The following is an 18,669-nucleotide window of genomic DNA, read 5'->3' on the forward strand; positions in this document are numbered from 1 at the left end:
CAGAGGCCGGATATAAACATGGACATAAAAAAGTATCTATTGCCCAGTGAAACGGACGCACTGCGATTGGCGGAGAGTGCCGATACGGGGGGGCTGATGAAAATCGCGGCAGGCCTGCGTGACCGGCAGTTTCGCAACCTGGTGACCTACTCGCGCAAGGTTTTTATTCCCCTGACGCAGTTGTGCCGGGACGTCTGCCACTACTGCACGTTTGCGCAGACGCCCAACAAGGTGGAAAACCCCTACATGTCGGTGGGCGAGGTGGTGGCGGCGGTCCGCCAGGCCGCCACCGTAGGCTGCAAGGAGGCGCTGTTTACCCTTGGTGAGAGGCCGGAAGACCGCTACAGCGCTGCGCGCAATGCGCTCGAGGAAATGGGGTTCGGGTCAACGCTGGCCTATGTAGCCCATGTGGCGCAGACGGTACTAGAACAAACCGGGGTTCTGCCCCATATCAATGCCGGTTGCATGAGCCGCGCCGAGATCGAGATGCTGCGACCGGTTTCGGCATCTATGGGTTTGATGCTGGAGTCGATATCGCCGCGATTGTGCGCGAAAGGGCAGCCGCATTACGGTTCCCCGGACAAGGACCCGGAGCGGCGGCTGGCAACACTGCGGCGCGCCGGTGAAGCCCGGGTCCCGTTTACCACCGGCATACTTATCGGTATTGGAGAAACACGCCGTGAGCGGATCGAATCCCTGCTCGCGATTCGGGAGCTGCATCACCGCTACGGACATATCCAGGAAGTGATTATCCAGAACTTCCGCGCAAAACCGGGAACACGCATGGCCCAGGCCCCGGAGCCGGATCTCGAGGAATTGCTGTGGACCATTGCGGTAGCGCGAATCATCTTTGGCCCCGGAATGAATATTCAGGCCCCGCCCAACCTGAGTCCGGGCGTTCTGCCAAAACTGCTGAAGGCGGGGATCAATGACTGGGGCGGTGTGTCTCCGGTTACCCCGGATTTTGTTAACCCGGAAGCGCCCTGGCCCGAGGTGGAGAAACTGGAGCGGGAATCTGTGCTTGCGGGTAAATATCTGCAGCAACGCCTGACGATATACCCTGAATTTGCCTGTGCCGGGCAGGAGTGGCTCGATGAAAAACTGCGCAAGCCAGTATTGAAGCTGGTGGATGCAGAAGGGTATGCACGTAATGATGGCTGGATAAGCGGGCAGAGCGCAGACCTTCCGCCGGGATTGGCGGTCGGGTGGAGTGGCGCAGCAGGAGAGGATTCTCTACCGCCAGATCTGACGGCGATTGTCGCGCGGGCAAAAAAGGGGGAAGCGCTTGCGGAGCAGGAAATCCTGCGTCTGTTCCAGGCGCGTGGCCCGGAAGTGGCCTATCTGTGCCAGCAGGCGGACCTGCTACGGCAGTCGGTCAATGGTGATACGGTGCATTATGTCGTCAATCGTAATATCAACTACACCAACGTCTGCTATTTCAAGTGCCAGTTCTGTGCCTTCTCCAAGGGCAAGCTGAGTGAAAACCTGCGCGGGCGCCCCTATGACCTGGATTCGGGCGAGATCCGGCGGCGGGCCAGTGAGGCCTGGTCGCGCGGTGCCACAGAAGTGTGCATGCAGGGCGGCATTCACCCGGACTACACCGGCCAGACTTATCTGGATATCCTCGACGATATCAAGTCGGTAACACCCGATATGCATGTGCACGCCTTCTCACCACTGGAAGTGTGGCAGGGGGCGAAGACACTGGGTATAGACGTGCGGACTTACCTGCAGCGCCTGAAGCGGGCCGGTCTGGGCAGTTTGCCCGGTACCGCGGCGGAAATACTGGACGATGAAGTGCGCGCACTGCTCTGTCCGGACAAAATCAACACGCGTGAATGGCTGGAGGTGATTGAAACCGCCCATGAGGTTGGTCTGCGCACCACCTCTACCATCATGTTCGGGCATGTGGATCAGCCGGTGCACTGGGCCAGGCACCTGTTGCGCATCCGCGAGGTGCAGTCGCGCACGGGTGGGATCACCGAGTTTGTGCCGCTACCGTTTGTCGCCAGTGAGTCACCGATTTTCCTCAAGGGCAAGGCCCGCATGGGGCCGACCTTCCGCGAGACCCTGCTGATGCATGCCGTGGCGCGGCTGGCACTGCACGGCAGCGTCGACAATATCCAGACATCCTGGGTCAAGATGGGGGAGTCGGGAACAGCGGCATGTCTCAACAGCGGTGCCAACGACCTGGGGGGGACACTGATGAATGAAACGATTACCCGTTCCGCCGGCGCAACCCATGGTCAGGAGATGGCGCCGGGCATCATGGAGGAATTGATTCGCAGGATGGCGCGTATCCCCCGGCAGAGATCCACCACCTATGGCGAGGTCCCGGCCGAGCGCATCGCCAGGTCGTTTCATGCCGCACGGCTGGCGCCGGTGGTTAACACCGCAGTCGATGGCCGGCGCCGGTTCTGCACGGCCAAGCGCGAGTTGGTGCGCTCGGCCCCCGAATACATTGCATCCGAAAGCCCGGTGGACGGAAATGCCTGCGAGGCGGAGTTGATCGCCAGTGGTTAGGACCTGCGGATCATTTACGGTTGGGTGGGGGCGGCCTACCGATGGTAGGCCGCTGTTGTGGGGTGGCAATACGCTGGCGAAGCCGGGTCAGTTGATTCTGGTCAGGACTTTGCACTGGTGGTCGGGTTTTCGCAGCGCTTCGAAAACGCCGGGCAGGTCGTCGAGGCCGATGATATCGGTCACCATCGGCGCGACATCAATACGTTTCTCAGCCAGCATCGCGATAGACGTTTCAAAGTCGTCCTTGGTGTAGGCAATGGCAAACTGGACGCTCAGCTCCTTGATCAGGCCGAGGAAAGGCATGATGTGATCCGGTTGCTCGCAAACACCTACCGGGATGATTTTGCCACCGTAGGGTGCGATTTCCATGCATTGCTGCAGGAGGCCCGGGGCCCCAACACACTCAAAAATAACGTCGGGTGCTGCGCCGGTGAGGTCGCTGAACTGCTCCAGCAGTGCATCGGCTCCCGCGCTGACATCCGGGGTGACAACCTGCGTCGCCCCCATTTTTTTTGCCAGTGCAGCCCGTGTTTCGGTCAGCTCGCTCACGACAATATCCCTGGCACCAAAGAAGCGTGCCCACAATGCGACGGTAAGCCCGATGGGGCCCGCCCCCATGATCAGTACCCGGCTGCCGGCCTGGAGTTTGGCCACACGCACTGCATGTAACCCGACAGCCAGCGGTTCCACCAGCGCGGCGCTTTCCAGTTCCAGGTTATCCGGGATACGCAGCGTTTCCCGGCTGCCTGTCGTGACGTAATCGGCAAAGCCGCCCTGGTCATCGACACCAGAGACTTTTTTATTCATGCACTGGAAAAATTCGCCGCTGGCGCAGGCGCGACATTTCCCACATGCAATAAAGGGCAGGGCGCAGATACGGTCACCGATCTGCCAGTCGCCAGTCGCCTCTTTGCCGACTTCCGCGACAACGCCCACAAACTCATGGCCGAGAATCTGGCCGCAACAGGCGGTGGTCAATCCTTCCCGGGTGGCATGCAGGTCTGTCCCGCAGATGCCACAGTAGTTGACCTCCATGACCAGCTCACCCGGTTCCGGGGTGGGGTCATTTACGGTCTCCACACTGAGCGGCTGTCCAATCTGTTTGAATACTGCGGCTTTCATAGTGACCCCCCGACGAATTTTTCCATGTTTTTCTCCGGATCATTAGCAGGTTGTTATCGCCACAGTGCTCCCGGGCGCGCGGGGAAATAAACTCCGGGCCATACGCCCGGCGAATCCGCAGTCAGGCTAATGCAACAAAAACAAACAGTCAAATCTGATTGTTTTTAATTTGGAGGTCTGATAACTTCAGGAGTCAGTCGATAACCAATGATGAACAGGCTGCGTTTTCCTGTGCCAAACGGCGCTGTTGGGGCGGCAGGGCGGCTACAGAGACCCCAGGAGATCAAGATGGAACTCGGACTTAACGGCAAGAAGGCGGTGGTCACTGGTGCAACACGGGGCATTGGCCGCGCGATTGCGGAGCTGTTGGCAGATGAGGGGGTGGACCTGGCGATCTGCGCCCGCAACAAGGGCGAAGTCGATGCCGCGGTGGCAGCCCTCGGGGCCAAAGGCGTGAAGGTCACCGGAGCGGTGGTCGATGTCGCGGACAAAGACACCTACCAGAAGTGGGTCGCCGAGGTCGGCGACGAGCTCGGAGGGATCGACATTTTTGTCCCGAATGTCAGTGCCGGCGGTGGCAACATGTCCGACGAAGGCTGGATCAATAACCTGAATGTCGATGTGCTGGGCACCACACGCGGAATCGAGGCGGCGATGCCGTTCCTCGAGCACTCTGAGGCGGCCTCGATTGTCATTATTGCCAGTACCGCTGGCGTCGAGACCTTCATGGGGCCGCAATCCTACAACGCGATGAAGGGGGCACTGGTTATTCACGGCAAGCAGCTGAGCCAGGCCCTGGCGCCGCAGGGTATCCGTGTGAACTGCGTGTCGCCGGGACCCGTTTACTTCGAGGGCGGCGCCTGGCAGTACATCAAGGAAAATATGCCGGAATTATATGAAGGCACTCTCGCACAGATTCCCCAGGGACGCATGGGTAGCCCCGATGAAATCGCCTTGGCCGTCACATTCCTGGCCAGCCCCGCGGCCAGTCTTATTACCGGCGTTAACCTGGTCGCTGACGGTGGCTTTACCAAGCGCGTACAGCTGTAACCACCCGCTCTACACATTCGCACCACCGGGGCGGTTCGCCGAGAACCACTCCGGATAAACCAACAACAATGAGGTGGTGATCATGGGGAAAAGTGACCGAATAGATGTCTATCTCGTCGCGGGTGGCAAATATCACAATATCGACCATGCGCGGCTGGAAATTCTGAAACTGCTGGCTGAGCAGCCACGGGTCAAAGTTCGTGTTGGCGAAGACTACAGCGATATTGACGCAATCTGCGCGTCAGATTTCATCATAACCTATACCTGCGATGTTATTCCCACGGATGCTCAGACCGAGCGCCTCTGCCAGTATATCCGCAGCGGCAAGAAATGGTTTGCCTTGCACGGCACCAACTCGATTTTGCGCTTCCTGGTCAACGACAGCGGATTTACTGTCGACTGCCCGGAGGAGAATGTCCCGTTTATGGAACTCGTTGGCAGCCAGTTTATGGCGCATCCCCCCATCCATGAATACGACGTGATTCCAACCGAGCCCGATCATCCACTGGTGAAAGATATTCCCAGTTTTAAAGTCGATGATGAGCTGTACCTCAGCAAGTTTCACGGAGAATACCAGACGTTGCTACACACGCACTGGAACGCCCCGGTTGAGAATTTCACCAGTAACGATTGGGTCAAGGAAGATGATATCCAGCCGGTGCTCTACATCCACCCTTATGGCCACGGGCAGGTCCTGTATCTCACGCTGGGGCACTGTCGCGGAAAGTACGATATGCAGCCCGCTATTGAGGAGTACCCGGAGCCGGAAGAGGGCGCCTGGCGAACCGAAGAGTATTACGAGCTTCTGCGGCGCGGTATTCAATGGGCGATGCAGCCGGTCTAAGGACTGCACCTGTGTGCGATCTTGCCAGCTAAAGAGTGTCTGAGGCCAAAGTATGGATCTTTCGTTCAGCCCGGATGAATTGAAATTTCAACAGGAAGTGCGGCAGTTTCTGGCGGATAACCTGCCCGCGCATATTGTCGCGGCGACAAGGAACAACAGCAGCGTTTTTGTTGAGAAAGAGATAGCACTGGAATGGCAGGCTATCCTCGTTGAAAAGGGCTGGGCGGTACCCCAGTGGCCCGTGGAGCACGGCGGAACCGACTGGTCCGCTGCGCAGAAATACCTGTTCAGCAAAGAGTGTTACCACGCCGGAGCACCGATGCTGATCCCGCTGGGCTTGCTGATGCTGGCCCCGGTGATCATGGCGTTCGGCAGCGAGGCGCAGAAGGCGGAGTTCCTGCCGAAAATACTGAGTGGCGAGCACTACTGGTGCCAGGGCTATTCGGAGCCGGGGGCCGGCTCGGACCTGGCCAGCCTGAAGCTGAGAGCCGACGCAGACGGGAGCGACTATATCCTCAATGGCTCCAAGATCTGGACTACCCACGCGCATCTGGCTGACCATATTTTTTGTCTGGTCCGTACCGACAGCCAGTGCAAGCCGCAGCACGGCATCAGCTTTCTGCTCGTCGATATGTCTACGCCCGGCATCACTGTCGAGCCGATCATCACCATGGCCGGTGATCACGAGGTGAACCAGGTATTTTTTGACAATGTCAGGGTTCCGCAGAGTGATCGCATCGGTGAGGAGAACAAGGGTTGGACCTATGCCAAGTACCTGCTGGAGTTCGAACGCGGCGGCGGGTTTAACGGCGACCGTATCCGCCACGAGTTAAATCACCTCAAGCAGCTTATCGAGGATATTCATACGGTTACGCCCGGTTTTGATACAAGTGGCTCCATAGCGCGCAGAGTGGCAAGGCTGGAGATTGACCTGAAAGCGCTGGAAATTACCGAGTTGCGAATCTTGTCCTCGATCAGCGGAGGAGAGAATCCCGGTAAGGAATCATCGATCATGAAGCTCACCTATACCAGGTTGGAACAGGCGGTGAGTGAGCTCGCGGTGGAAGTTATTGGTTATCGGGGGGTTGCTATGGACCCGCCGGAAAATGACAGTGGCCTGCGCCCTGACTTTATCAGCTCGGTGGTGCCGCGTTACCTGAATACCCGCGCCGCCTCGATCTTCGGCGGTTCCCAGGAAGTGCAGCGCAATATCATAGCGAAAATGGTATTGGGGCTCTAGCCAGCAGTCTCACATTGCCAAGCTTGGCCGGAGGCGAGTCACTGCGCCTCTGCAGCTTCCGTTAACTCCATTCGAAAGAGATGTCTGTGACTGAGATAGAATAACCATCGGGGATATCAACATGCAGCGTCCGGACCAAATTCGCGAGATCAAGATCCTGATGGATCTGGTGGAAAAGAAAACTACCTCGATGGCCGATGGTGTCATGGAGATTGATGTCAACGAATACACCAGCCCAGAGCAGTTCGAACAGGAAAAAATAGCGCTTTTCCGCAACTATGCGCAGTTTGTCGGGCCCAGTTGCCTGGTTTCCAATGCCGGCGACTATTACGCTTTTGACGATACCGGTATTCCCATTCTGGTGGTCCGCAACGCCGATGGCAAACTCAATGCCTTTGTGAACATCTGTTCGCATAGAGGGGCTCCGCTGGCTGAGTGTGCCAGTGGCCAGGCGCGGCGCGGGAAGATGTTCTCGTGTCCGTACCACGGGTGGAGTTACAACTTGGACGGCGAGCTCGTGGGCATCCCGTTCGGTAAAGACGGGTTTCCGGGAGTTGATCGCGGCAAGCTGGGGCTGCGGCCCCTGCAAGTGGAAGAGAAGTACGGGATGATCTTCGTGATGCCGAACCCGGAACTGACCTTCGACATCGATGAGGTGTTGAGCGGGATCCAGGAGCGGGTATCCGGATTTGGCTTCGAGGATCACCACTATCTGGGGGTCAAGCAGGTGTATACGGACTTCAGCTGGAAGCTCAACATGGATACCTTCCACGAGTTCTACCACTTCGAGTTCCTGCACCCGGAAAGTATCGGCACCATGGCCTACAGCAATATCGCCAACTACCAGCAGTACGGCCGCAACCACTCCATGGGTTCGCCCTCACTCAGAATCAACGAATTGAAAGACAAGCCTGAGGCGGAGTGGGAGCCGCGGGAGTTCAGCTCTTTCGTCAATTACATCTTCCCCAATACCGTGATATTTGTCGTGAACGACCATTTCCAGACCTGGCGTGTCTACCCGATCAGTCCCGGCCGGTCTGTGGTGTATCACAGTATGTTTATTCCGGAAAAGCCTAAAAACGAAGACGAGCAGAAGGCTTTCGAAGGCTACTTCCAGATGATCAACGATGTCGCGGTTACGGAAGACTACGGATTGGTAGACAGGGTACACCGGGGGCTGCAGGCGGGTCTCGAGCGCAAGGTCATCATCGGGCGCAACGAGCCGGGAGTGCAGAATATGCACCGCCAGCTACACGACCTTCTCGACGCCTAGCCGGCGATTCGGACAACTAGAAAGCCCCGGCGGGTTTCCCCCCGGGGCAGGCCGGTCGATTTTCATTACTTCAGTTTGCCGTAGATGTTCGCGTCCGGCCGGACTAATCGCTCAGCAGCTCCAGAATACTGGAAAAGTCCTTCCTGCCATCGCCCTGTTGCTGTTTTTTCCGGTAGAGCGCTTCGGCCTGTTCTCCCAGCGGGATTTTACTGCCGGTGGCCCTGGCATTGGCGGTGGCCAGGCCGAGATCCTTGCTCATCAGGTCTACCATAAAGCCGGGCGTATAATTGCGCGAAGCGGGGCTGTCCATGACCCCGGGGAAGGGGTTGTAAAGCTCCAGGGCCCAGTTGCGGCCAGAGCTTTTCAGCATGATCTCCGAGAGGACTTTCGGGTCCAGGCCACTATTGGCCCCCATTTGCAAAGCTTCGCTGGTGCCGATCATCTGAATCGCCAGCAACATGTTGTTACACATCTTTGTGACCTGCCCGGCGCCGTGGCCCCCGGCAAGAAAAATGTTCTTGCCCATGGCACACAGTATGGATTCGGCGCGCCGGTACGCCTCTTCGGTGCCACCGCACATAAAGGTCAGTGTCCCCTTCTGGGCAGCCGCAACGCCGCCGGAGACCGGGGCATCCAGCATATCCAGCCCTCTCTCGGTACAGGCGCTGGCCAGTCGCTGCACGGTTTCCCCATCTATTGTTGAGCAGTCCAAAACCAGGCAGTGGTCGTCCAGCGCCTGGAGCAGCCCGCCAGTGCCATCCTCACCCAGATACAGGCCGGATACATGCTTGCCGGCGGGCAGCATAGTGATGGCCACGTCGGCGCCCCTGACGGCGTCCTGTGGGCTGCTGGCGGCGCGGGCCCCCCGCTGTGCGAGCGTGGCCACGACATCGGGTACCAGGTCATAGACATTGACAGTGTAACCGGCGCCCACGAGATTGGCGGCCATGGGGCCGCCCATATTGCCCAGGCCGATAAATGCAATGGTTGTCATGGTTACTTTCCTTTAACGGGGGTTGGAATCAGGCCGGAGAGCGGGTTGCGTACCCAGGGCGCGACAAAGAAGGTCTCTATCAATTTGGCTGGCACGTCTTCGATGCGCGGGAACTGCCATTTCGGCGTATTGTCTTTTTCGATCAGCAGCGCTCGCACACCCTCGGTAAATTCCGGGTAACGCACGACGTTGGTTGAGAGCAGGCACTCGGCCTGGAAAGCGCCGGCCAGGTCCAGGTTTGCGCCGCGTTGCAGTTGTTCGTAGATCAGCCATGCCGCCAGCGGTGAACCCGCCTGTAGCCCCCTCTGGGCCTTGCGTAGCCATGCCGAGTCACCGTCGAGTTCGGCAATGGCCGCGATAACCTCTTTCAGGCCGTCCCTGCCACAGGCGGCCTCGATATCCGCGGCGAGTACTTCGAGGTTGCCCGCCGGGGGCGCCGACACCGCGTAGGTCTGCAGCAGTTCATCCAGAATTGCGCTGTTTGCTGGTCGATTGGTTCCGGACTGCCACTGTTGCTGCGAGAGCTGGTGCAAAAATTCACTGCGCTTTCCGGCTGGCGCGGAGTAATTGATTAACCCCACATAGGCGGCATCGCTCAGGTTGATGGATGCGGCGGTGAGGCCAAGAAATAGGCCCAGCTTGTGTGGCATTCGATTGAGAAAATAGGTGGCGCCGACATCGGGGTATAGGCCGATGGTGATTTCAGGCATCGCGATGCGGGTTGTTTCTGTGCCGATGCGATGACTGGCACCAGCGACGAGCCCCAGGCCGCCGCCCATGACGATACCGTTGACCCAGCAGGCAACGGGCTTGGTGAAGGTATGAATCAGGTAATCCAGCCGATATTCCTCCTGAAAGAAGGATTCGGCATACTCACAGGCGCCATTGCGGCTGCTGATGGCGGAATGGTAAATCTGCTGCACGTCGCCGCCGGCACAGAAGGCCCTGTCGCCGGCGCCCTCAATGAGCACCAGGGCGATAGTGTCATCATCCTGCCAGGCCAGCAGCTGCCGGCGTATCGTCTGGACCATACCGAGAGTGAGGCTGTTGAGGGTTTTTTCGCTATTCAGCGTGATAATACCGATGCTCCCCTGCGTGGCCTCGCGGGTGTGAACTAGGACAGTATCGGTCATATGGGCACCCTTGTAGTGTTTGCGAAGCTCGATTGGATTTTTTCCGCGGCATTCAAGTCAGGGATGCTTTTCTCGATCTGTCGGTATGTGTTGTGGTGCAGACGGGTGGATCCGGCCAGTAAATGGTTTCACTTCAGCAGGCCGGCGTGATGCTCGGACAAGAGGTGCCGGGCTATGACCAGTCGCATGATTTCATTGGTGCCCTCGAGAATGCGATGCACTCTGGTGTCGCGGAAATAGCGCTCGATGGGGTATTCGCGGATATAACCGTAGCCTCCATGCAGCTGGATTGCCTCGTCGCAGATCTGGAAGCCGGCATCTGTGGCAAAGCGTTTGGCCATGGCGCAGAAGCTGGTTTTATCCGGTGCGTCGCTATCCAGCTTGGATGCGGCGAGCCTGATCATCTGCCGGGACGCGATCAGCTGCGTTGTCATGTCGGCGAGTTTGAACTGGGTGTTCTGGAAGTCTGCCAGGGCCTGGCCGAACTGCCGGCGCTCTTTGACATGGCTCACCGATAAATCCAGGCAGGCGCGCGCCGCACCGACAGAGCAGGCGGCAATATTGATTCGGCCACCGTCTAACCCCTCCATGGCAAGCTTGAAGCCCTGTCCCTCATCGGCGAGCAGATTGGTCGCAGGCACGCGCACATTTTCGAAGCTGATGGTTCGTGTCGGCTGGCTATGCCAGCCCAGTTTTTCTTCAGCCTTGCCGTAGTCCACCCCCTCGGTATCGGCGGGAATGGCGATGCAGCTAATGCCCCTCGGCCCCGGTTCCCCGGTGCGTACCATTGTAATCAGGAGGTCCGTCTCGCCGGCACCGGAAATAAAGCACTTGCTGCCGTTAATGACATAAGTGTCGCCATCCCGCGTTGCCCTGGTGGTGAGCGAGCCCGCGTCGGAACCCGCTCCCGGCTCGGTCAGGCAGTAGCTCGCCAGCTTGCGACCTGATGCCAGCGCCTCGGACCACTCTGACCTGAGTAGATCGCTGCCGTGACGCGCGAGCATGTTGAATGCCATATTGTGAATGCTGACAAAGGCGGCAGTCGATGTGCAGCCTGCAGCCAGTTCTTCTATGACCAGTGTGCTATCCAACCGGCTGAGGCCGATACCACCGGCCTCGACCGGAGCATACAGGGACATAAAGCCCATGCTCCCGGCCTCAACAAACAGCGCCTTTGGAAACAGGTGTTCGGCATCCCAGCGCGCCGCGCAGGGTGCCATGGAGTTTTGCGCGAATTTACGTGCGGCATCCCGAAAAGCGGCCTGATCTTCTGAGAGTTCGTAATTCATAGCCTGGCCTGGTGCGTGTGGGTGGATGGAGAGGGGCCCTCAGGGCCCCGCTCGGACGGCCTGGATCGTTCCCGGCGCTATTTCAGGGCGATACTCATATTCGGCGTGGATACCGGGGACTCTTTCCAGGAGGAGGTAATAGTCTTGGTCTCGGTATAAAAGCGCGCCGCCTGTTTGCCATAGGCATGCAGGTCGCCCATAAACGACTTTTTCCAGCCGGTAAAAGAGAAGAAGGGCAGTGGCACTGGGATGGGGATGTTCACTCCTACCTGGCCTACTTGTACTTGGTGCTGATACTTGCGCGCGTGGATACCGGAGGTAGTGAATATGGAGGTGCCGTTGCCGTATGGGCTGTCGTTGACGATCTCCAGGGCGTGATCCAGCGTGTCCGCATTGAGGCAGCAGACTACCGGGCCAAAAATTTCCTCCCGATAAATATCCATCTCGGTAGTGACATCGGTAAACAGGGTAGGGCCCACCCAGTTGCCATCCGGGTAGCCATCGACAGTTATGTCGCGCCCGTCGACGACGCAGGTCGCGCCCTGGTCGATGCCGCTTTGGATCAGCCCTTTTACGCGCTCGGTTGCCGCTCGACTGACGAGGGGGCCATACGCTGCTTCCGGGTCATTCCAGACGCCGGGCCGAACGTGCTTCAGCCGCTCCGCCAATTCACCGGCCCACTCGATGGTTTCACCCACGAACACAATAACGCTGATGGCCATGCAGCGCTGGCCGGCGGCGCCTACGGTAGCGCCCACGAGGGTGTTCATCACGGTTTCCCTGTCGGCGTCGGGCATTACCACCATATGGTTCTTGGCGCCGGCGAAGCACTGCGAGCGCTTGAGCAGATTGGTAGTGGAGCGGTACACATACTCGGCGACGGGCACCGAGCCGACGAATGAGGAAGAGACGATATCCGGGTGGTTAATCAGTTGCGCTACCTGCTCCTTGCCACCATGCACCATCTGTACGATGCCTGCGGGTGCGCCCGCTTGCTGGAATAGCTCGAGCAGGCGCACCGTTGCCAGGGGGACCTGCTCTGACGGCTTGAGGATCATCGCGTTGCCGCAGGCAACCGCCATCGGGAACATCCACAGCGGGATCATCGCCGGGAAATTAAATGGGGTAATACCCAGGGTAACGCCCAGGGGTTGTACCACGCTGTGGGTATCCACCCCGGTTGCCACGTTCTCGACGGTCTCGCCCATCATCAGGCTGGGGATATTGCAGGCGTGTTCAACGACCTCGATACCGCGCCAGACATCCCCCATGGCATCCTCGAAGTTTTTACCGTTATCTTCAGCCAGGATTTCAGCGATCTCCCGCTGGTGCTCCTTCAATAGGTGCTGGTAGCGCAGCATCAGGCGCGCGCGTGCAGGGACCGGGGTGTCGCGCCATTCTTCGAACGCAGCCCGTGCCCCGGCAACGGCCCGGTCTACTTCTTCCGGGGTTGAGAAGGGAACCTGTGCCAGCACGGCCTGGGTTGCTGGATTTAGAACATCTTGCTTGTGGGTGCCGGCACTTTCTATGAACTCGCCGTTGATCAGCAGGGGGACTTGTCTAGTCATGATTCTGCTCCGGTTATTGTCTATTGGAGTTGGCCTGGGTAATGATGTTGCGCGCTCGCGCGCCCTGTTCCGGTGCTGGTCGGGCAAGGGGATGATTTGGTGGGCCTGTGCGACCGACCAAGCCGGTTCGAAATCCCAATCTACCCATACTGTACCGGGTGGGTGCCGGACAGGCATTGGAGAAGTTGCGAGAAACATGGATGATATTGCTGCGTTTTGATTTATCGGCTTACAATGACGCATCATGAGCGAACCATCGAGCTGGCCATTGCCAGAGAAAGGGCTGCGTTTCCTTACGCCCAGATTTATTCTTGATCACTTGAGCGAGAATGTCCTGACGCGGGAGTGCTACCCCACGGCGATGGGCTATTACCCTGCGGCTGCTGGTCATCACATGATCCGGGATCATCACGATGATTACCTGTTGCTATTCTGCGAAACCGGTATCGGTGAGCTTGAGGCGGGTAACTTTTGTGGCAGTGTAGAAAACGGTGATGTCGTGGTTTTACCGCGTGGTCTGCCCCATCGCTATCGAGCCGATGATGCAAATCCATGGACGATATTTTGGTGTCACTTCCGCGGTGGGCTTGCCGATGCGTTTCTTGCACACGCTGGGCTGACGCGCAGCATGCCGCTGCTGAAAGGGGTGGCTGAGCCGGCGCTAAAGTCCAGTTTTAAGTCCCTGCTCAGTATCGCCAGAACCGGCTATGGAAAAGCTGCGTTCGTACATTCGGCAAACCAGCTCCGGCAAATCTTGACGTTGCTCGCAAGGTTGCAGAAAAAACGTGCGCAGCGTCAAAAAGGCTTTGATTACGAGGTTATACGCAATTATATGCGAGATAACCTCGACCAGATGTTGAGCCTTGAAGAGCTGGCGGCGCTGTGCAACTTGTCAAAATATCATTTCGCGCATAAATATAAAGAGCTGACAGGATATGCGCCTTTGCAGCATTTTATCCACATGAAGGTTGAGCGCGCCTGCTTTTTGATCGATAGCACCCGGTTCAGTGTGGCGCAAATTTCCTTTCAGCTGGGTTACGACGATCCGCTGTATTTTTCCCGAGTGTTCAAGCGGGTGACCGGTCTCTCACCGTCAAAATACCGCAATTCCATGCATCGCTAAAACGGACGTATCGGTGCCGGGAGGCGAGTTCCCCGGTGTCAGCTGCCGGCGATCCTGTAACAGGGAATGTACTCCTTGCCGGGCAGCTTCATCCGTTGCTGTTTGGCAAAGGATTTCAGCAGGGTGTCGATGCTGTGCATCAACGCGGGATCCCCGGCCAGTTCGTAGGGGCCGTTTTTCTCTACATTGCGTATCCCTTCATCTTTCACGTTGCCGGATACGATGCCGGAAAACGCGCGGCGCAGATTGGCCGCAAGCAGGTAGGGTTCCTGGTTGGTGTGCAATGCGAGTTTGCGCATATTCTCATGGGTGGGCGCAAACGGGCGTTGAAACTCCGCCGAGATTTTCAGTTGCCAATTGTAATAATAGGCATCGCCGGTTTCCTTGCGGTGCTGGCGGACATCCTGAATGCCGGCGGCCATTTGCCGCGCGACTTCCGCCGGGTCGTCGATAATAATCTGGTAGCGGGACCTGGCGGATTCCCCGAGTGTATTGGCAATAAACTGGTCGATACGGATGAAATAGTCCGCCGCACTCGTGGGGCCGGTAAAGATCAGTGGGAAGGGGTGTTGCCTGTTCTCTTCGTGCAGGAGTATCCCCAGCAGATAGAGGATCTCCTCGGCGGTGCCGGCGCCGCCGGGAAATACGACAATGCCGTGGCCGGTGCGCACAAAAGCTTCGAGGCGTTTCTCGATATCCGGCATGATGACCAGCTGGTTGACGATCGGGTTGGGTGCCTCGGCGGCGATGATGCCGGGTTCGGAAATGCCGAGATATTGTCCGTTGCGGTCGCGCTGTTTGGCATGGCCGATGGTGGCGCCTTTCATTGGCCCTTTCATTGCACCCGGGCCGCAACCGGTGCAGATATCGAGAGAGCGCAGAGCCAGCTCGTAGCCCACCTGTTTGGTGTAATCGTATTCCTCGCGCGAAATGGAGTGCCCGCCCCAGCACACTACCAGCCTGGGTGAACGGGTCCGGTTAAAGGTGTCGGCATTGCGCAGGATGTGGAAAACCGCATCGGTAATCCCCTGCGCCGAGACCAGGTCGTAGCGTGGATCACCGGTAATTTCGCTGTTGACGTAGATAATATCCCGCAGAACCGCAAATAAGTGCTCGGCGATACCGCGGATCATCTTGCCATCAACAAAGGCACTGGCCGGGGCGTTTGCCACCTTGAGCTTGATCCCGCGCTCCGTGGGGATGACGGAAATATCGAAGTCGGCATACTTTTCCAGCAGTTCCTTGCCATCGTCCATGTAGTTCCCGCAATTGAGCACCGCCAGGGAGCAGTTGCGGAAAAGCTGGTATTGAGGGCCGCGGCTATCGTCCGTGAGCTTGTGGATTTCGTATTTGGACAGGATATCGAATGGCCCGGTTGGCGAAACTTCCGCATCGACGACATCGATGGACATGCGCCCCTCCTGTTTATGCTAGTTGTTCTGACACTATAAGAAATAGCATATGGACGCCAGCAGCGCCGCGCTTTGTGTCCGTATGGATAGAACACGTGGATGTTGGCCGTGACACGCTCGCACTTCGCAGGTTTCCGCGCGAGGGCCGGTTTCCTGTTTCTCCGTTGCCACCTTATGCTGGAATTGTGGTATCGCACCGGCGTGTGTCGCCAACGCCGAAGGAGGGAACATGAACCTGCAGATACTCTCCCTGGAAGGCCATATCTATCTTGTTGAGACGATTGATGAAAACGGGGTCCACCTGCTCGCCGATCGCCGTTCCAGGCCGCGTAAGTTTCACTGCCTGGAAGAGATCCGCGATTATTTTCTGGCGCAGCCTTTAGAGGAAGTCTGGCTGGAACAGCAGACGCCCTATGAGGAGATGTGCGGTCTGTCTGACGATACAGCGCCGCTGCGTATCAGGCTTTACTGGTAGCGGAGTACTATTTAGTGTCCGGCTATCAACCAGATTGAAAATCCCTGTACCCGACGTCCGGGTCTGATCTCTCCAATGTGTGACCGCAAGTGTGGTAGTGGGTCGATCTCGCTGCTCGTGCGGTTCCTCACGCGAGCTTTGATTGACGAAGCGGTGAGACGGTATTCTTGTACCTTTGGGCAATTTGGAACACCTCCATGACACTGGACACCGACATCCACCAGTTGGCTGAGTCGCTGGGCGAGGAACTGAGCAAGCGCGAGTGGCATGTGACCGCGGCCGAGTCCTGTACCGGGGGTGGCATTGCGACGGCGATTACCTCGGTGGCTGGCGCGTCGAACTGGTTCGAAGGGGCAGTGGTCAGCTACGCCAACCGTATCAAGCGCGATCTGCTGACCGTGGAGGAGGGTGACCTGGAAACCTTCGGTGCGGTCAGCGAGCCGGTGGTGCGGCAGATGGCCAGCAGTGTACTGGGGTTGATGGATGCGCAGTTGGCCGTCGCCGTCAGCGGTATCGCCGGTCCGGACGGTGGTAGCGAGGAGAAGCCGGTGGGCACCGTTTGGATCGCCTGGGCCCATTCGGTGGGACAGGAGCCGGTGGAGATAGACGCGCGCTGCTTTCATTTCAAGGGCGACCGCGCCGCGGTGCAGGCGCAGACGGTAGCCGAGGCACTGCGGGGCATGCTGGCACTGGTGCGAGCGCACCCCGCGCCCTGAGCCGAAATTGCAGGAGCCTGCCTTGCCGGCAATCAGCTCCCCCGATTCGCCAGCAGGGCCGGCTCCTGCGGGTTTCGCCGGCAGGCGTTCAGCTTCAGGTTCCAGGTTCAAATCACTGGTTGCTTATACAGTAATCCTTCGATAAGCTTGCCCCCAATCAACAATGTTCAAATACACGGGAATGGTCATGGATTCCAACAAAGACAAGGCACTGCAGGCGGCGCTGTCTCAGATTGAGCGCCAGTTCGGCAAGGGTACGGTAATGCGCATGGGGGACAAGGAGCGCGAGCGCATCCCCGCCATTTCTACCGGCTCCCTGGGTCTGGACGTGGCCCTGGGTATCGGTGGTCTGCCGCGTGGCCGCATCGTCGAGATCTACGGCCCGGAATCCTCCGGTAAAACCACGCTGACCCTGCAGGTCATTGCCGAGGCCCAGCGCAAGGGCGGCACCTGTGCCTTCGTCGATGCCGAGCACGCGCTGGATCCGATCTACGCCGAGAAGCTGGGCGTGAACGTGGACGAGCTGATCGTGTCCCAGCCGGATACCGGTGAGCAGGCGCTGGAAGTGGCCGATATGCTGGTGCGCTCCGGCGCGGTGGACGTGCTGGTTGTCGACTCGGTGGCGGCCCTGACCCCGCGCGCCGAGATCGAGGGCGAGATGGGCGATTCCCACGTGGGCCTGCAGGCGCGCCTGATGTCCCAGGCGCTGCGCAAACTGACCGGCAACATCAAGAACACCAACACCCTGTGTGTATTTATTAACCAGATTCGCATGAAGATCGGTGTGATGTTCGGCTCACCGGAAACCACCACCGGCGGTAATGCGCTCAAGTTCTACTCCTCCGTGCGCCTGGATATCCGCCGCATCGGCGCTGTGAAAGAGGGCGACGAAGTGGTGGGCAACGAGACCCGCGTGAAAGTGGTCAAGAACAAGGTGGCGCCGCCGTTCAAGCAGACCGAATTCCAGATCATGTATGGCCAGGGCATCAACCTGATCGGTGAGATCATCGACTACGGCGTGAAGCTGGGCCTGGTAGACAAGGCCGGTGCCTGGTACAGCTACAAGGGCGACAAGATCGGTCAGGGCAAGGCCAATGCGGGCAAGTTCCTGAAGGAAAACCAGGATATCCGCGACGAGATTGAGGGCGCTCTGCGCGCGCAGTTGCTCGGCGATCTGGTGCCGGCGGCCAAGCCGGAAGAGACCGTAGAAGCCGTAGAGGCCCCCGAAGAGTAATTGCCGGGAGCATCAATAACGGAAGGATTCGTGTCTTTCAAAACCCCAGACCAGGCTCAGGCGCTGTTCGGTGCAGCGCTTGAGCTACTCACCCGTCGCGAGCACTCCCGCCGGGAACTGCGGGACAAGCTCGCGGGCAAGTTCCCCGATGCCGACTTCGAGGCGCTGTTCGCGCGCCTCGCCGAGCTCAATTACCAGTCCGACCGGCGTTTCGCCGAGGTGTTTGCCCGCTCGCGGGTGCAGCGTGGCCAGGGGCCGCTGCGTATCCGCCGCGACCTGCAGCAGCGCGGTATCGGCAACCAGCTGATTGAAAGTGCGCTGGAGCAGGCCGAGGCCGACTGGTTTGCGCTGGCCGCTGAACAGCTGCAGCGCAAGTTCCGTACACCCATCAATGCCGCGCTGTCGCGTGAACAGCAGCTCAAAGAGCGCGCCCGGCGGCAGCGTCACCTCGCCTATCGTGGTTTCCCCGCCGATGCCATCAGCTGGGCCCTGGAAGCCGCATACTGAGCGGATCTCTACCGCCACCGGTCCCGCCCGCCAGAGACTGAACCTCCGTTCACAGACAGCTTTCGATTAGCCGTTCCCGTTCAACTGCTCCATAATGGCGCAATAATCAGCCTAATGAATACCGGACATCCCGGCTGTCAGAGTGATTGAATCCGAGTTCGAAACG

At 58.6% G+C, this 18,669-nt stretch carries 16 protein-coding genes; 10 read left to right on the top strand and 6 right to left on the bottom strand.

From position 1 onward, the window contains the following. The first annotated feature begins 18 nt into the window (after positions 1–18). Complete coding sequence (gene cofH, locus ABDK11_RS06395) at positions 19–2,523, top strand: 5-amino-6-(D-ribitylamino)uracil--L-tyrosine 4-hydroxyphenyl transferase CofH (protein ID WP_346839470.1); 2,505 nt, start codon at positions 19–21, stop codon at positions 2,521–2,523. Between the two features lie 87 nt (positions 2,524–2,610). Here the strand turns inward: cofH and ABDK11_RS06400 are convergent, their stop codons facing one another. Beyond that, positions 2,611–3,645 carry a zinc-binding dehydrogenase gene (locus ABDK11_RS06400; protein WP_346839471.1) on the bottom strand — a complete coding sequence of 345 codons (1,035 nt, stop codon included), beginning with the start codon at positions 3,643–3,645 and terminating at the stop codon, positions 2,611–2,613. Positions 3,646–3,933: 288 nt separating this feature from the next. Between ABDK11_RS06400 and ABDK11_RS06405 the strand changes: the two genes are divergently transcribed. The 4 genes from ABDK11_RS06405 to ABDK11_RS06420 all read left to right on the top strand — a co-directional run bounded on the left by ABDK11_RS06405 (position 3,934) and on the right by ABDK11_RS06420 (position 8,052). Beyond that, positions 3,934–4,695 carry an SDR family oxidoreductase gene (locus tag ABDK11_RS06405; protein ID WP_346839472.1) on the top strand — a complete coding sequence of 254 codons (762 nt, stop codon included), beginning with the start codon at positions 3,934–3,936 and terminating at the stop codon, positions 4,693–4,695. Positions 4,696–4,777: 82 nt separating this feature from the next. After that, a complete protein-coding gene (locus ABDK11_RS06410) occupies positions 4,778–5,539 on the top strand; it encodes a ThuA domain-containing protein (RefSeq protein ID WP_346839473.1) in 762 nt (253 codons plus the stop codon). Between the two features lie 52 nt (positions 5,540–5,591). After that, positions 5,592–6,779, top strand: a complete 1,188-nt coding sequence (locus ABDK11_RS06415) for an acyl-CoA dehydrogenase family protein (protein WP_346839474.1) — start codon at positions 5,592–5,594, stop codon at positions 6,777–6,779. A 121-nt stretch (positions 6,780–6,900) separates the two neighbouring features. Next, positions 6,901–8,052 carry an aromatic ring-hydroxylating dioxygenase subunit alpha gene (locus ABDK11_RS06420; protein ID WP_346839475.1) on the top strand — a complete coding sequence of 384 codons (1,152 nt, stop codon included), beginning with the start codon at positions 6,901–6,903 and terminating at the stop codon, positions 8,050–8,052. A 103-nt stretch (positions 8,053–8,155) separates the two neighbouring features. Here ABDK11_RS06420 and mmsB read toward each other — a convergent pair whose 3' ends face one another. The 4 genes from mmsB to ABDK11_RS06440 form a co-directional block, all read right to left on the bottom strand. Beyond that, entirely contained in the window at positions 8,156–9,046 is an 891-nt protein-coding gene (gene mmsB, locus ABDK11_RS06425) for a 3-hydroxyisobutyrate dehydrogenase (protein WP_346839476.1), read from the bottom strand. A 2-nt stretch (positions 9,047–9,048) separates the two neighbouring features. Continuing rightward, positions 9,049–10,179, bottom strand: coding sequence for an enoyl-CoA hydratase/isomerase family protein (locus tag ABDK11_RS06430; protein WP_346839477.1), 1,131 nt, complete (start codon positions 10,177–10,179; stop codon positions 9,049–9,051). A gap of 128 nt (positions 10,180–10,307) precedes the next feature. Beyond that, positions 10,308–11,468 carry an acyl-CoA dehydrogenase family protein gene (locus tag ABDK11_RS06435; protein WP_346839478.1) on the bottom strand — a complete coding sequence of 387 codons (1,161 nt, stop codon included), beginning with the start codon at positions 11,466–11,468 and terminating at the stop codon, positions 10,308–10,310. A gap of 77 nt (positions 11,469–11,545) precedes the next feature. Beyond that, positions 11,546–13,036 (bottom strand): CoA-acylating methylmalonate-semialdehyde dehydrogenase, encoded by a 1,491-nt coding sequence (locus ABDK11_RS06440; protein WP_346839479.1) that lies wholly within the window; start codon positions 13,034–13,036, stop codon positions 11,546–11,548. Between the two features lie 244 nt (positions 13,037–13,280). Between ABDK11_RS06440 and ABDK11_RS06445 the strand changes: the two genes are divergently transcribed. Then, positions 13,281–14,159 (top strand): AraC family transcriptional regulator, encoded by an 879-nt coding sequence (locus tag ABDK11_RS06445; protein ID WP_346839480.1) that lies wholly within the window; start codon positions 13,281–13,283, stop codon positions 14,157–14,159. Positions 14,160–14,197: 38 nt separating this feature from the next. Here the strand turns inward: ABDK11_RS06445 and ppnN are convergent, their stop codons facing one another. Beyond that, positions 14,198–15,571: a nucleotide 5'-monophosphate nucleosidase PpnN gene (gene ppnN, locus ABDK11_RS06450; protein WP_346839481.1), complete on the bottom strand. Its 1,374-nt coding sequence runs from the start codon at positions 15,569–15,571 to the stop codon at positions 14,198–14,200. A gap of 229 nt (positions 15,572–15,800) precedes the next feature. Here ppnN and ABDK11_RS06455 point away from each other — a divergent pair, with 229 nt between their 5' ends. The 4 genes from ABDK11_RS06455 to ABDK11_RS06470 all read left to right on the top strand — a co-directional run bounded on the left by ABDK11_RS06455 (position 15,801) and on the right by ABDK11_RS06470 (position 18,503). Beyond that, positions 15,801–16,046: a DUF6482 family protein gene (locus ABDK11_RS06455; RefSeq protein ID WP_346839482.1), complete on the top strand. Its 246-nt coding sequence runs from the start codon at positions 15,801–15,803 to the stop codon at positions 16,044–16,046. A 197-nt stretch (positions 16,047–16,243) separates the two neighbouring features. Next, complete coding sequence (locus ABDK11_RS06460) at positions 16,244–16,762, top strand: CinA family protein (RefSeq protein ID WP_346839483.1); 519 nt, start codon at positions 16,244–16,246, stop codon at positions 16,760–16,762. 187 nt (positions 16,763–16,949) lie between these two features. After that, positions 16,950–17,996, top strand: a complete 1,047-nt coding sequence (recA, locus tag ABDK11_RS06465; protein WP_346839484.1) for a recombinase RecA — start codon at positions 16,950–16,952, stop codon at positions 17,994–17,996. A 30-nt stretch (positions 17,997–18,026) separates the two neighbouring features. Further along, on the top strand, positions 18,027–18,503 hold the full coding sequence (locus tag ABDK11_RS06470) for a regulatory protein RecX (RefSeq protein WP_346839485.1): 477 nt from the start codon (positions 18,027–18,029) through the stop codon (positions 18,501–18,503). The last annotated feature ends 166 nt before the right edge of the window (positions 18,504–18,669 follow it).

The sequence above is a fragment of the Microbulbifer sp. SAOS-129_SWC genome, from assembly GCF_039696035.1.
GTDB lineage: Bacteria > Pseudomonadota > Gammaproteobacteria > Pseudomonadales > Cellvibrionaceae > Microbulbifer.

Coding starts and splice junctions, on each gene's coding strand:
- ABDK11_RS06415 (WP_346839474.1), top strand. CDS start 5,592: ATGGATCTTTCGTTCAGCCCGGATGAATTGAAATTTCAACAGGAAGTG.
- ABDK11_RS06435 (WP_346839478.1), bottom strand. CDS start 11,468: ATGAATTACGAACTCTCAGAAGATCAGGCCGCTTTTCGGGATGCCGCA.
- ABDK11_RS06405 (WP_346839472.1), top strand. CDS start 3,934: ATGGAACTCGGACTTAACGGCAAGAAGGCGGTGGTCACTGGTGCAACA.
- ABDK11_RS06455 (WP_346839482.1), top strand. CDS start 15,801: ATGAACCTGCAGATACTCTCCCTGGAAGGCCATATCTATCTTGTTGAG.
- mmsB (WP_346839476.1), bottom strand. CDS start 9,046: ATGACAACCATTGCATTTATCGGCCTGGGCAATATGGGCGGCCCCATG.
- ABDK11_RS06420 (WP_346839475.1), top strand. CDS start 6,901: ATGCAGCGTCCGGACCAAATTCGCGAGATCAAGATCCTGATGGATCTG.
- cofH (WP_346839470.1), top strand. CDS start 19: ATGGACATAAAAAAGTATCTATTGCCCAGTGAAACGGACGCACTGCGA.
- ABDK11_RS06410 (WP_346839473.1), top strand. CDS start 4,778: ATGGGGAAAAGTGACCGAATAGATGTCTATCTCGTCGCGGGTGGCAAA.
- ABDK11_RS06440 (WP_346839479.1), bottom strand. CDS start 13,036: ATGACTAGACAAGTCCCCCTGCTGATCAACGGCGAGTTCATAGAAAGT.
- ppnN (WP_346839481.1), bottom strand. CDS start 15,571: ATGTCCATCGATGTCGTCGATGCGGAAGTTTCGCCAACCGGGCCATTC.
- recA (WP_346839484.1), top strand. CDS start 16,950: ATGGATTCCAACAAAGACAAGGCACTGCAGGCGGCGCTGTCTCAGATT.
- ABDK11_RS06445 (WP_346839480.1), top strand. CDS start 13,281: ATGAGCGAACCATCGAGCTGGCCATTGCCAGAGAAAGGGCTGCGTTTC.
- ABDK11_RS06430 (WP_346839477.1), bottom strand. CDS start 10,179: ATGACCGATACTGTCCTAGTTCACACCCGCGAGGCCACGCAGGGGAGC.
- ABDK11_RS06400 (WP_346839471.1), bottom strand. CDS start 3,645: ATGAAAGCCGCAGTATTCAAACAGATTGGACAGCCGCTCAGTGTGGAG.
- ABDK11_RS06460 (WP_346839483.1), top strand. CDS start 16,244: ATGACACTGGACACCGACATCCACCAGTTGGCTGAGTCGCTGGGCGAG.